At 60.7% G+C, this 13,467-nt stretch carries 11 protein-coding genes; 2 read left to right on the top strand and 9 right to left on the bottom strand.

Annotated features, from left to right (window positions below):
- Positions 1 to 5 precede the first annotated feature (5 nt).
- From DW211_RS07895 to DW211_RS07855, 9 genes are all read right to left on the bottom strand, one after another.
- Positions 6 to 932: a transporter substrate-binding domain-containing protein gene (locus DW211_RS07895; protein ID WP_118260175.1), complete on the bottom strand. Its 927-nt coding sequence runs from the start codon at positions 930 to 932 to the stop codon at positions 6 to 8.
- 255 nt (positions 933 to 1,187) lie between these two features.
- Positions 1,188 to 2,081 (bottom strand): aldose 1-epimerase family protein, encoded by an 894-nt coding sequence (locus tag DW211_RS07890; RefSeq protein WP_118260173.1) that lies wholly within the window; start codon positions 2,079 to 2,081, stop codon positions 1,188 to 1,190.
- A gap of 79 nt (positions 2,082 to 2,160) precedes the next feature.
- The gene (locus tag DW211_RS07885) at positions 2,161 to 3,030 is read right to left on the bottom strand and encodes a hypothetical protein (RefSeq protein WP_118260171.1); all 870 of its coding nucleotides are present in this window, start codon (positions 3,028 to 3,030) and stop codon (positions 2,161 to 2,163) included.
- A 114-nt stretch (positions 3,031 to 3,144) separates the two neighbouring features.
- Positions 3,145 to 4,461: an ATP-binding protein gene (locus DW211_RS07880; protein WP_233540979.1), complete on the bottom strand. Its 1,317-nt coding sequence runs from the start codon at positions 4,459 to 4,461 to the stop codon at positions 3,145 to 3,147.
- Between the two features lie 143 nt (positions 4,462 to 4,604).
- The gene (locus DW211_RS07875) at positions 4,605 to 5,474 is read right to left on the bottom strand and encodes a MerR family transcriptional regulator (RefSeq protein WP_118260169.1); all 870 of its coding nucleotides are present in this window, start codon (positions 5,472 to 5,474) and stop codon (positions 4,605 to 4,607) included.
- 92 nt (positions 5,475 to 5,566) lie between these two features.
- Positions 5,567 to 6,145 carry a UbiX family flavin prenyltransferase gene (locus tag DW211_RS07870; protein ID WP_118260167.1) on the bottom strand — a complete coding sequence of 193 codons (579 nt, stop codon included), beginning with the start codon at positions 6,143 to 6,145 and terminating at the stop codon, positions 5,567 to 5,569.
- 33 nt (positions 6,146 to 6,178) lie between these two features.
- On the bottom strand, positions 6,179 to 7,666 hold the full coding sequence (locus DW211_RS07865; RefSeq protein ID WP_118260166.1) for a UbiD family decarboxylase: 1,488 nt from the start codon (positions 7,664 to 7,666) through the stop codon (positions 6,179 to 6,181).
- A 141-nt stretch (positions 7,667 to 7,807) separates the two neighbouring features.
- Positions 7,808 to 9,265, bottom strand: coding sequence for an SLC13 family permease (locus tag DW211_RS07860; RefSeq protein ID WP_199576737.1), 1,458 nt, complete (start codon positions 9,263 to 9,265; stop codon positions 7,808 to 7,810).
- Between the two features lie 244 nt (positions 9,266 to 9,509).
- Positions 9,510 to 10,457 carry an isopentenyl-diphosphate delta-isomerase gene (locus DW211_RS07855; RefSeq protein WP_158550981.1) on the bottom strand — a complete coding sequence of 316 codons (948 nt, stop codon included), beginning with the start codon at positions 10,455 to 10,457 and terminating at the stop codon, positions 9,510 to 9,512.
- Positions 10,458 to 10,609: 152 nt separating this feature from the next.
- On the opposite strand from DW211_RS07855, the gene DW211_RS07850 reads away from it, so the two are divergent.
- The gene (locus DW211_RS07850) at positions 10,610 to 11,872 is read left to right on the top strand and encodes an MFS transporter (protein WP_233540978.1); all 1,263 of its coding nucleotides are present in this window, start codon (positions 10,610 to 10,612) and stop codon (positions 11,870 to 11,872) included.
- A 195-nt stretch (positions 11,873 to 12,067) separates the two neighbouring features.
- Positions 12,068 to 13,438 (top strand): ATP-binding protein, encoded by a 1,371-nt coding sequence (locus DW211_RS07845; protein ID WP_117635560.1) that lies wholly within the window; start codon positions 12,068 to 12,070, stop codon positions 13,436 to 13,438.
- The last annotated feature ends 29 nt before the right edge of the window (positions 13,439 to 13,467 follow it).

Genomic DNA, 13,467 nt, shown 5'->3' with positions numbered 1-13,467 from the left:
CCTCCCTATGCCGGCTGACGGTCGAGGCACGCGTCCCACATTTGGTCGCGCTCCTCTTGGCTAATGCCCTTGAGCGTCTTGTCGATGAGCTTAAGCAGTTTGTCCGATCCCTTGCGGCAACCGACATTCGCCGTGACCTCCTGCTTAAAGCCCTCGCCCTCCGCAAAGCGAATGGGCACGATGCCCGGGTTTTGGGCCATATAGCCCTTCTCGTTTTCGGTGTTGTAGGTCACGGCGTCACAAGTGCCCTGCAGCAGGTTCGAGAACACCGTGGGCACCGAATCGACCGGATTTTTGTGAACGACGCCCGGGATCTCGTCGATGACGGTATCGAGCATCGTATCCTTTTGGCCGAGCACCGTGGCGCCGCTAAAGTCACTGAGCTTGGTCGCGTTTTGGTAGGGCGAGCCCTCTTTTACGAACAGGCCAAAGTAGCCGATAAAGTACGGATCGGAAAAGCCGACGGACTCCTCGCGCTCGGGCGTGGCGCTCATGCCGGCGATGATAAGGTCGATCTGGCCGTTGTTGAGCGAATCAATGAGGCCCGAGAAGCTCTGCTTGACGGCAACGGGCTCGCCGCCGAGGGCCTTGCAGACAATCTTGGCGATCTGCACGTCGTAGCCGTCGGCGTAAGCGCCCTGCACGTTGTCGATGGGGATGGTGTACTCGCTGGCCTCGGAGACCTGCCAGTTGTATGGGGCGTAGGCCGCCTCCATGCCAATACGGATCTTGTCCTTGCCGATCACGGAATCGGATAGGTCGTCGCGACCGCCGCCCGTGGTGGTCTGGACCACCTTGAGCGTGGACGGGCGCTGGCAGCCGGCAAGCGCGCCGGCGACGACAGAAGCGCTCGCAGCGAGAGCGCTACCCAAAAAGATGCGACGGCTGCATACCGGCTGTGGATGCGCGTCGCGCTGTTGTCGAGATTGCATCTGGTGCCTTCCCAATTTCGTTTTGCTGACAATAAGACAGGATATACGCCCGCAACCAGCAGCGCGGCATGTGCGCGAAAAATTAATAGACACACGAGGACGATTGGCGCAAAGCAGCCTGCCCCATGTACCACTTGGCATGAAAAAGGCAAGGCATAGACCTTCTGGTCATGCCCTGCCTTTTGAATGACAAATTGTCGCCCTGGGCGACGCGCAACGTCGACCGATCCGCCGTTCGTTAGAACGGCGGAACCTCTAGAGCAAGGTTACGCTAAAGCTACGTTTATCGGTAGCGCCGGGGGCCAGCGTAATGGTGTTGACCTTGTGCTCAAAGACATCGTCCTCGGTGTCCATGGTGGTATGACCGGTCCAGGGCTCGAGCGCCACAAACGGAGCGTCGTTGGCGGCAGACCACACGCCAATGTACTTAAAGCCCTCAAAGTCGATCTTGACGCCGTGGCCCGACTTGCGACCGCGCAGCGTGAGCGTTGAGCCCGGAGTATCGGTGAACATGATGGCGTCGTTATCGAAGCTGCGGTGCGTGATGGGCAGCACGTCCGAGTTATCGGGCGCCTTGTAGCTGCCCTCGAACGTCATGAGGCCATCGGGCGTGATGATGGGGGCCTCGTTGGTCCAAGCCTCGGTAAATGCCAGCTCGTAATCCTCGAACGTCTCGTCCTCGGCACCGGGGGCGGGCACGTTAAATGCAGGGTGGCCGCCCACCGAGAACGGCAGGTCCACGTCGCCGGTGTTGGTGACGGCAAAGGTCTGCGTGAGCGTGGCGTCGCCGGTTAGGGCATAGGTCATGTTGAGCTTAAAGTGGAAGGGGAAAGCCTTGAGCGACTCGGGCGTGTCGGTGATCTCGTAGGTGACAGACGAGCCGTCCTCGGAGACCTCGACCAGCTTGTGCTCGACAATGCGCGCGAGTCCGTGGCGCGGCATCTCGCAGGTGCCGGCCGCAGACGCTGCCGTGTTGTTGCGCAGCGATCCCACGATGGGGAACAGAATCGGCGCATGCTTGCCCCAAAAGGCAGGGTCACCCTGCCACAGATACTCGTTGCCGTCGAGGGCAAGGCTCGTGAGCTGGGCACCCATGGAATCGATGGCCGCGGTGAGGCCACCGCGCTTGATGGTAGTGACGGTGGACATGCTACTTCCTCCAAAAGTAAACAACAGTATCGAGGGCTATTGTCCCACTCTTGGCGGCGGGGTTGAGCGTCAGGCGCAGTTATTGAGCAATAGCGTAAAGGTCAAACCCGCCCTGCGGCGTGCTATCGACCGTATCGGGCGCCCGTGAATTAAAACTCACCGGAACCATGCGCTTTGAGGCGCGGTAACGCGTGCCGTCGGTGGCGACGGGCGGCTCATCAACCGTGAGCTCGTAGTCGCCGGGCTTGAGCTCGATACCGTCACCTTCGGAATTGACGTATTGATACTCGTCGATTGCTTGTCCCCTGAGCGTGCGGCCCACGATATGGACGAGCATTTGGCTATCGCCGCGCGCGGTATCCCACGTCGCGCCGTCCTTAACCTCGACCGACACATGCACCGAGCGCGTGCGGCTGAGCGATTGCTCGACGGACATCTCGACCTTGGCGGCGTCTTTGCGCTGTTGTTCAACATGGCTCCAGACGTTTCCAATTGCCGAGCAAGCGATGACGCCGGCCATGAAGGCGATGAGGATGGGGCCGAGTGGTGAGCGGCGGGCCGCGTCTTCCTCGCGAGCCAGGTTGGGGCGATGCGTGGGGGCGGGCGCCTGGGCACCCTGCGCGGGCACGTCGAGTATGCTGAAGGATGCCGTGCTGCCGGGGTCGATGTTATGGCGCGGCTGCGGGGTCTTGGCCGGCGAGATGGACATGTCCGCCGGCTCACCGAGTGTGGCCGTGGCATCGGCCTTAGCCTCATCGGCCTCGGCTTGGGCCCAAGCCTGCTCAAAGGTCAGGGGCTCGGCGGCATCGGAGGCGGCTTCAGGCTCGACAGCGGTATCGTTGCCGGTCTCGTCCTCGTCGCTCGACACGTCACGCGGCGCGGGCTCGTCCCACTCCTCGTCCGGAGCCTCGCCCTCGCTATACCACCATTCAAAGTTATCGATATCCATACGGGGCGCCCCTTAAGCCTCGCAAATTAACACTTGCCAGCCTTATACCCCCAGATGGCACGGCGGCTCGCATGGAATGTAACAAAGGGACTATCCCTTTGTCACATTTTGCGTTTAGCCGTGGGCGATCTTGTTTCTCAGCAAGAAGTCGACCGCCCCTACGATTCTGATGCCGTCGATGTCTGTTGGATGCTCACCATCCCTGACGATCAGGATCTTCTCGTACGAATCAGGGATTTTTCCCAGCGTGTTTAGTTTGAGCGGTCGCAGCTCGCGCTCTCTGGTCGCCTCGGCATCGATCCGTTCGGTAACCTGGATATATTTACGGTCCGATCCCTCGCCGATTGCGACAAAGTCAATTTCCCCCGCGCGCAGATGGCCGCAAAACACTTCGTATCCTTCAAAGACAAGCTGGTTGTAGATAACGTTCTCGAGCATCCTTCCGCTATCGCTGCCTCTATATCCGTCAAGATAGCTGCGGATTCCCGTATCGGCTATGTAATATTTACCGCCTGTCTTGAGAAGCTCCCGCCCCTTGACGTCATACCTTTTTACCTTGGTAAACAGGTACGTCTCTTCCAGAGCGTCAATATACGCCGACACCGTCGATGCGTTGGTCTTACCGCCCGCCGATTCGTTGAGCGTCCCTACGATTTTGTTGACCGAGGTTCGATTGGAGATGTTGTCTGCCAGATACGCACAAAGCCGCTCGAGAACGTCGCGCTTGGTGATAGCTCCGCGACCTCTACGCGTCGCGCGCAATAGGATATCGCGCGCGACAATCGTCTGATAGAGGCTGCGGATGTAGTCGCGGCACGCCTCGCGTCTCGGCTCGTCATGAGCCAGAAACGGCATGCCGCCATAGGTTATGTACTGCTCGAGCACGGTGTTTGAATTAAGGCGATCGCCCGTCTTGGAAACGAGCTCGGCCCTCTCGCTAAGCCCTTCGGCGACGACCGCATCAATCGAGCGAAAATCAAGATACTCGCCAAACGTGAGCGGCTGCATCTTGACCTCGATATACCGGCCCGAGATAAGCGTTGCAAGCTCGCTCGATAGCAAAAAGGCATTGGAGCCCGTGACATAGATATCGCACGGCAAATCGATTCGGAGCGAGTTAACCGCCTTTTCCCAGCCCTCGACATTCTGGAGCTCGTCAAAGAACAGATAGGGGCGATCGACACCGTCAACGCGCTCCCGAACCATGCGATAAAACGTCAGGTAATCTGTAATCCCCGCATACTCTAGAGATTCCATCTTAAAGGTCAGCAAACGCTCGGCCGGCACCCCCTGTTGCGCCAGGTGCTCCCTCATCATGTCCAATAACGTGGATTTGCCGCAACGGCGTATACCCGTCACGATTTTGATGAGGTCGGTATCCTGAAAAGCAATGAGTCGATCAAGATAGCGGCTTCGGCGAACGATGTTCATAGAGTCTCCCTAGCGCCCGTCCAGACATGAAAACTTATAAACTTGCATTATTTGCAAGTTTATAAGATGCCACCTTAGAAACTTGCAAATAATGCAAGTTTATAAGAAATGGGCGTGGATGTGACAAAGGGACTGTCCCCTTGTCACATCTGAAGGGCGACGGGGATTTGGATGCAGCAGAAGTCCTCTTGGTGGGACTCGTCATAGCTCGTGGTATCGAGGTAGCAAAAGTCGAAGGCGTTGCCAACGGGCTGGAGCGCGTGCTCGTCCATGCAGGCCACAATGGCGCGGATGCCTTCGGGCTCGTACGGCATGCCCCAGCGGCTGATGCACAGGTATGTGCCCTCGGGCAGCACTTCGATGCCGATCTCTGCCAGCTCGGCAGCGTCGCTCGGCAGCAGCTCCTCGGCACCGCGCGGCAGCACGGCAAAGGAGCCAGCGCCGGCGATGGGATCGTCGGAATGCAGCGCCTCGCGACGCAGCATGGCGCCCCAACCGCGCATGGGGCGCGTGCCCGTCAACGTGCGCATGCGCAGGATTGCCCGCATGAGCGTGGGGTGCAGCATCGAGCGGCCACGCTCGATATCGGCCGGGAACTCCTCAAAGACCACGAAGCGGCGCTCGAACTGCTTGAGCTCCGGCTTGTCCTCGCGCTCGCGCCAGTAAACCGCCTCGTCGTAAAAGCTCAGGCGCTCCTGCACACTCGCGCGCTCGGCTCTGAGCCCGGCAATCTGCTCATCGAGCGCCTGCACCCGCGAGCGCAGGTGGTCGGTCATCTCACCAATGTCGAACGTTGAGGTCAGACGGTCAATCTCGTCGAGCTCGAGCCCCAGGTCGCGCAGCATGCAAATCAGACGCATGAGCGGGATCTGCGTGGGCGAATAGAAACGGTAACCCTTTTCGTTAACCACCGCGGGCTTAAACAGGCCGATCTTGTCGTAGTAGATGAGCGTTTGGCGCGAAACGTTAAACAAACTCGCCATCTCGCTAATCGCATACATGCCCGTCTGCATAGGTCCTCCCGACACATCCTTTTTGCGCACAAAGCCCGCCGCCCACAGGGGCAGCGGGCTCAAACACTACTCGTATCCTACCCTAAAGACGCCTATGACCAGCGCTTATAGTTTGCACATGACACGCCGACGGCCTCGAGCGCCTTGGCGGCGATGTGATGCACCGCGTCGTCGAGCGTGGCGGGGCCGTTGTAAAACGTGAGCATGGGCGGCATGAACATGACGCCCGATACGCGCGCCAGGCGCGCCATGTTGTCGACGTGAATGGCGCTGAAGGGCGTCTCGCGCACCATGAGCACCAGGCGGCGTTGCTCTTTCATCTGTACGTCGGCCGCGCGCAGCAACAGGTTTTCGCTGTAGCCGCTCGCGATGCCGGCGAGGGTCTTCATGGAGCAGGGCGCCACGATCATGCCGTCGACCGGATAGGTGCCGCTTGCGATGGCGGCGCCGATGTTCTTGTTGTCGTAGACCACATCGGCGTGCGCGGCAAACTCGTCGAGCGTCATGCCGAGTTCCTGCTCGATGGTGATCTCTCCCCCGCGGGTGACGACAAGTGCCGACTCGGCACCGGCCTGACGCAGGCACTTGAGGCACTCAAGGCCCAGCGCGGCACCGCTGGCGCCCGAAACGCCAACGACGATGCGACGGGGACGGACAGAAGACTCAGGCATGACAACTCCTTGACTACTTGGTAGGGCTACTTACTAGAAAGCAATCTCCTTGGCCCACTTGTCCTTGTCGATCTCCATGAACTGCGAGCGGATGAAGTTCTTCTTGAGGTCGAACGGAACCGTGCAGTCGAAGATGGCCTTGCAGGCGATGCCGTGCTCGCGGATCGTGGGGTCGAACGCGGGGTCGTTGGACGGATCGAGCACGTGGCAGTGGCAACCGGGGATGGTGATGAGGTCCACGTCGGCCTGGAAGCGCGTGGTCATGGCCCACATCACGTCGCTCATATCGAAGATATCGACATCCTCGTCAACAAGGATGACGTGCTTGAGCTCGGAGAATGCCGAGAAGGCGAGCATGGCGGCGTTGCGCTGACGGCCCTCGTCATTTTTGCTCGACTTCTTGAACTGCATGATGGCAACGAACTTGCCGCCGCCGCAGGGGGCAGCGTGGACGTTGAGCAGGCGGCCCGGGATGGCGGTCTCGACCATCTTGTAGATGGATGCCTCGGTGGGGATGCCGGCCATGGACACGTGCTCGTGCGAGGGACCGATGCAGCTCTCCATGATGGGATTGACGCGCGTGGTGACGGCGGTGATCTTGATCACCGGGCAGACCTTGGCGCCACCGGTGTAGCCGGGGAACTCGGGCATGGCGTAGCCGTGGCCGTTGACGTCCTCGTTGATGGTCTCGTCGTGCATGAGGTAGCCCTCGAGCACATACTCGGCATTGGCGATGCACTTCTGCGGAACGGTGACGCAGTCGGCAAGCTCGACGGCGTGGCCGCGCAGGGCGCCGGCGATCTGCAGCTCGTTAAAGCCGAGCGGCGTGGTGGGCGCCTCGAAGCCACAGCACATGTACACGGCGGGGTCCAGGCCGATGGAGATGGAGATGGGCATGTCCTCGCCGCGCTGGCAGTACTCGTCAAAGAATGCGCCCAGGTGACGGCTGCCCGGGGTGATCCACATGGCAAGCTTGTCCTTGTCGACGCAGGAGAAGCGGTGGATGGTCACGTCGGACTGGGAGCCGTCGGGGCTCGTGCCATAAGCGAGGCCCATGGTGATGTAGGGGCCGCCGTCGACGGGCGTGTTGGTGGGAGCGGGAACGATCTTGCGCAGGTCAAAGCCCTCGTCGGTCGCCTTGTACACGACCTCTTGGCAGTCGACGTGCGCACCCTCGGCGATCTGCTCGGGCGCGATCAGGTTCTCGAAGCGCTTGCCGATCTCGAGGCCCAGGTGCTCCTCGTCGAGGTCGAGCAGGGCGGCAACGCGCTTGCGGCTGGCAAGCATGCCGATGCAGACCTTGGCATCGTCAAAGCCCTTGACGTTGTTGAAGACCATCGCCGGGCCCTCTTTGGTCGGACGCATAACGGTGCCGCCGGCACCGACGCGACGATAGACGCCCGAGACCTCGGCGTCCGCGTCGACCTGGGTGTCGGTCTCGAGCAGCTGGCCCGGCATCTCGCGCAAAAAGTCGAGCGCGGAGCGCAGATCGTGGATCTGGGAAGCATCGGTAGTGGACATAGCGTGCTCCTTTCGGGAGAGTGTCCGGCGGCGGGAGTGCCGCCGGCTTGGTAACGTAATGGGGCCGCAGCGCTCATAGATGGGGCGCTCGGGCACTCGCAGTTCAAGCACTCGGCTAATTACAGCCAAGCACTCGACTGCTTACATCAGGCCAAAGAGGTGGAACCAGGCGGCCTCGACCAGCACGACGATAAAGACGACCGCAGTGAGGGGAATGCCCATGCGCATAGCCTCTTTGGAGGTGTAGCCGCCAGCGTCCTTGCCCTCGCCGATAAGGATCGGCAGGTTATGGAACGGCAGGATGTAGTGGATGTTGATGGACGTGAAGACGATGAGCGCCACGGCGAGCGGGCTCACGCTGGAGCCGGCCGCAAAGCTGATGAACGCCGGCACGCACACGCCGAGCACGGCCATGACCGAGCCCATGAACATGTGGATGATCATGGAAAGCGCGGCGACAAGCAGGGCGAACAGGAAGATGTTCTCGGGCACGGAGCTGGGAAGCACAACATCGGCGATCCAGGCGTTCATACCGGTGGCACCGCCCACGGAGCCCACGGCCATGGCGGCCGTCAGGAACATGAGGGACTTGATGTCGACGGCATTCCAGCTGGCGGGGGTGAGGACCTCGCCGATGATGGGCATGGCGAGGCAGACGCCGATGGCCAGGGTGACCCAGCCGATGTAATCGCCCGAGACGGTGAGCCACAGCGCGATGGCGATGATAAGCCACACGATGGTGCGGATCTCCTTGACGGAGAGCTTGCCGAGCGCAGCCTGCTTGGCCACGATCTGCTCGCGATCGTAGACGAGCTCCTTGCTGGGCTTAAAGAGGAAGAGGCCCAGGAACAGGGTGCACAGCAGCGCGACCAGCATGGGCACGCTCATGTACAGGAACCAGTCGACAAAGGACGGGCTCATGCCGCCGGCCTCGGCGCTGTACTGCGCGACGAGCGGGTTGAGCGTGGAGTCGCCCGTCAGGAAGAACATGGAGCCCGGGGCAGCAGCGGCAAACACGAGGAAGCCGAGCTTGCCGCGGTCGTCGTCACCGTAGCCGGCGGACTCGGCAATGACCGAGACGACGGCGAGGATGAGGAAGGCGCGGGGGAACGGATGCGGGATCAGCAGCGACAGCACAAAGGTGAGCGCGAAGATTGAGATGATGAGCGACTTGGCATCGCGCACGAACTTGAGCATAAACGCATAGGCGATGCGCTCGCCCAGGCCCGACTCCTTGACCGCGCTGGCGATGAGGTAGGCACCAATGACGAGCCACATGGTGGCTTTGGTCCACGAGCTAAACGTGGAGGCGACTGTCGCCGAGATGCTCGCGGCGCCCGTGTCGTCCACGCACACCTTGAACAGAACGAGCAGCGCGCAGTAGAGCAGGCCCACAAAGCCCGGCTGCGCCACGCCACATGCCCAGAACACCACCGTGGCGAGCGTCAGTGCCAGACAGGTCTGAGCGCCGACCGTGAGCTCGACCGTCGAGCTCAGCTCCGCCAAAGGAAGAAACTTCACCAGCAAAAAGACAACGATACCCAGCACAAAGCCAATTTCGCGCTTGGTGATCTTAAACGCCTTCTTTTCCGCTTCCATCTCCCCACCTTTCTTGTTGGGGGCGCTCCGGATTCGCGGCCACGTTGCCACTTAAAAAGGGGCGCCCGTTATCGGACACCCCTTACGTTGCGCTGTGTTGTGGCAATACAGTCAAGCGGGATTTTTGGATGAGAAGCGATCCTCTGGGCAAAAACCGTCACAACATTCGACGCTTTTCCTCGATTTCGAGATTTTCATCGAATGTTGTGACGGTTTGGATGTGGCAAAGGGACTGTCTTTTGTTTCACATAGCGAGATCCGTACGGATGGATGGGTCGCTGAGGGCCTCGCGGAGCCAGGGGGCCAGCTGCTCGGGGTGACCCTGCAGGTAGCCTTTAAGCTCGGACGGGGCCACGCGGCGCACTTCCGAGATCTCCTCTTGGTTGATATGCAGCTCGCCCGGCTCAACATGGGCAAGGTAGACCTCGCACCATTCGCACTCGCAGCGGCCGTCGCCGTGGTCCTCGCGGTAGGTCACGTGACCGAGGTGTTTGAGCTGGTCGGGTGCGCGCGTGATGCCGAGCTCTTCGTTGATGCGGCGCGCCGTCGCGGCGACAACGTCCTCCCCGGGGAGCGGATGGCCGGCACAGCTATCGGCCAGCACCCCGCCCCACAGGCGTTTGAGCGGACTGCGACGACAGAGCAGCAGGCGTGCGTCTTCGCCCTGGCCCTCGACCAGAAGCGTCAGAAATGCCTGATGCAGAATGCCCTCACCGGCATGGGCATCGATGCGGTCGACGGGGCTAAGCGTCTCGCCGGTCGCGGCATTGACCGCCACGACCTCGGCGCCCGCGCCGCCCTCATCCCAGCCGGCGCGCAGAATGCGGGCTGCGGCCTCCTCGAGCGCGGCGATGAGCTCCTTGGTGGTGTCGAGCACGCGCTGCAGGTCGCCCCCGCTCGCCTGTTCAACATGAAAGCCCGTGCTCGCAACGACCGGCACGCCAAAGCGCGTGGCCAGCGCCGCCGCGATATCGTGCGCCGGAATTTCGTCTCGATGGCACGGAACAGCCAGGATGCTCACTGTCGCCGTGCGGCCGGGCTCGGGGCGCGGAATGGCCTGCGCCGTGGCGCCCAGGTGCGCGAACTCCGGCGAGCAGGCGTACACCGCCATGCCTCGCGGTGTCACCGTCAGCTGGGCCTCGAGCGCAAACTTGCCCTCGCCCACTGCAACCTTTGTCGTGTGCATACCCATGGGATCTCCTGTCGCCCGCGATGTACCTGAGACCATCTTCGCCTGTATTGCGACTATACAGGCAAGCGCAGCCTGCGACAAAGGGGGCAGGCACCTGACACATTCTGTTAGAGTTGCAGGGATTGAATCCCGCTTATTCATGCGACATTGGAGTGACAACCTTGACCGCCGCCACCACGCCTAAAAGTAAGTCAACCGCCGCCGCGCTCTCCCCCGCGCGCACCAAGCTCTGCCTGGCGCTGCTCGTGCTGCTGGGCTTCTCGCTCGGCTGCTCGGAGTTCGTGGTCATCGGCATCGAAAGTGACTTGGCGACGGAACTCGGCATATCGCTTGCCACTGCGGGCCAGCTCATCAGCGTTTTTGCATTGGTCTACGCTATCGCGACGCCGGTGCTTGCGCTCAGCACGGGGCGCTTCCATCGTTACCAGCTGCTCGTGTGCTACAGCATTATCTTTGTGCTCGGCAATCTGGTCATGGCGTTGGCGCCCAACTTCCAGGTACTGTTTATCTCGCGCATTGTCCTGGGATCCGTCTCGGGCGCACTGCTCGCCGTGGGCGTGACGTACATCCCCGAGCTGCTGTCCCCGCAGCAAACTTCGCTTGCCATCTCGGTGGTATATGGTGCGTTTTCCGTAGCAATGGTCTTTGTCACTTCGATCGGCAAGTTTGTGGCCGACACGCTCGACTGGCACGTTGCCATGTACGGCACGCTGGCCTTTGCCGTTCTGATCTGCGCCGCGCTCGTGGTGTTTATGCCGCGCGCCGGACAGACCGACGAACCCGCCACCTTCCGCGAACAGGCGGGTCTGCTGCGCGAACCGAGTATCATCACCGGCATGCTCATCTTCTTGTTTGGCGTGGGATCGGTCTATGTGTTTTACGGCTATGTGACGCCCTATCTGGAGCAGGTGCTGGGCATGGGCACGGTCGAAGCCAGCACCACGCTCATGGCCTACGGCGCGTTCTGCCTGATCTCGAACATCCTGGGCGGATGGATTGATGCGCGCTTTGGCATGAAGGCGCTGCTCGTGACGTTTGTGCTGCAGGCTGTGGCGTTACTCGGGTTGTTTGCTGTGGGCGGCACCATGCCGCTCGCGCTGGTCTTTGTCTTTAGCTTGGCGATGCTCATGTACCTGTTCTCGGTGTCGTGCATCACACACTTTATGGACGTGGCGCGCAGCCGCCATCCCAAGTCGATGGTGCTCGCGAGTTCGGTTGAGCCCATGGCGTTTAACGTCGGTATCTCGTTTGGCACCGCAGTGGGCGGCGCCGTGGTAAACGGAATTGGCATTGCGTACGTGGGTGCCGTGGGCGCTGCGTTCTCGCTCGTAGCCTGGGCGCTTGCGCTAGTGACGATCAAGCTCGCCCGCTGGGAGCGCCGTCGTCAATCAGCACAGCCCCGGATGCAGGCATAGGGACGAACACAGCCCAAGGTGGCGAGCAACCAGTGAAAACCGTCCCATACTAGTAGTGTTTATCCGCCTGCAAGCTCCGGCAGTGCAATTTCGTGTATTTCAGATACACGCTTTTCTACGATTTCGTGTATTTTAAGTACACGAAATCGTACTAAACTATGTATCTGAAGTACACGAAATCGGAAAGGTGGCCCCATGCGCAGATCAATCGAATCCGTTATCGAATCATGGGCGACAAAGGACGCCTCACGCCCCCTCCTCATCCGTGGTGCGCGACGCGTAGGCAAAACGTACGCTGCCGAGGAAATCGGCAGGCGAATCGCCGGCGATGCGTTTGTCAAACTCGACTTTCAGACCGATCTTGAACTGATTGCTCCGCTGTTCGACTGTCCCACCGACGACGTTGACACCATCGTGGCGCGAATTTCAGACTATAAACGCACCCCCATTCGCAAGGAAACCGCCTTCATCCTGTTTGACGAGGTGCAGCTCTGCGAACGGGCGCTCAACTCGCTTCGCTTTTTCTCGGGTTCGGGCTGGCGCATATGCGCGACCGGCAGCCAACTCGGTGTCGCCACGCGCAAGCGCAAGTTGCCTTTTCCCAGCGGCGTTCGTCAAGAGACCATGCATCCCATGTCGTTCGAGGAGTTTCTCTGGGCGCTCGATGAGGAGCAGATGGCCGATGCTGTTCGTACCCACGCCGGCACGCTCGATGCTTACGCCGCGCACCAAGCCGCGCTCAGCCTGTTTCATCGATACCAGGTCGTGGGCGGCATGCCCGCCGCCGTCAACGCATATCGCAAGACGTTATCCATCGAAGACGCGCGCGTCGAGCAGCGCGAAATCGACGAGACCTACACCGCCGATATGACCGACCCCGAAAACGGGATCAGTGGCGTGGCGGCGCGCAAGGTATGGCGCTCCATTCCGTCCCAGTTGCTGAGATCGTCCACAAAGAAATTCAAGTACTCCGAGGTCGAACGCGGAGGCCGTCGCGCCAAGCTTATCGAGCCGCTCGACTGGCTCGAAGGCGCCGCCATCATATCGGTCAACAACCTGACCGAAGGCATCGAACCTCCCCTCGTTCCCTTCGACGACGAAGACGGAAGTTTCTTTAAGGTCTATCTTCTCGATACGGGCCTCATGTTCTACAAACTCGGTATCAACCCGCGGCTCTGGCTCGACCTCAAAGAGGATTCCGCCATAGCACTGTCTTCCGACTTTCGAGGTGCCCTGGCCGAAAACTCGGTCATGCAGGCATTTTCGAGCAATGGTTTGCGGACGTACTATTGGGTGCCGCCGTCGTCTTGGAAGACGAGCGGTGAGCTCGATTTTCTACTTCAGACCGACCGTATGGAAATTGTGCCCGTCGAGGTAAAGTCCGCACGCAACGTGCGCGCAAGAACCCTCGGGTCGTTTATGGACAAAGCCCGGTCGCCATATGCCTACATTTTGTCCGAGAACAATTTTGCCCGCAGCGAAACTGATGACGGGCGCGAGCTGCGCCACCTCCCCTTGTACGCAGCGGGTTTTATCGGAGCAAACTGTCTCAAGGGCAGCCTGTAAGCCCCGCGCGACCGCCCAGAAAGGAAACC

The sequence above is a fragment of the Collinsella sp. AM18-10 genome, from assembly GCF_003471585.1.
Classification (GTDB): Bacteria; Actinomycetota; Coriobacteriia; order Coriobacteriales; family Coriobacteriaceae; genus Collinsella.
This window is presented reverse-complemented; position numbering and strand designations above follow the sequence as displayed.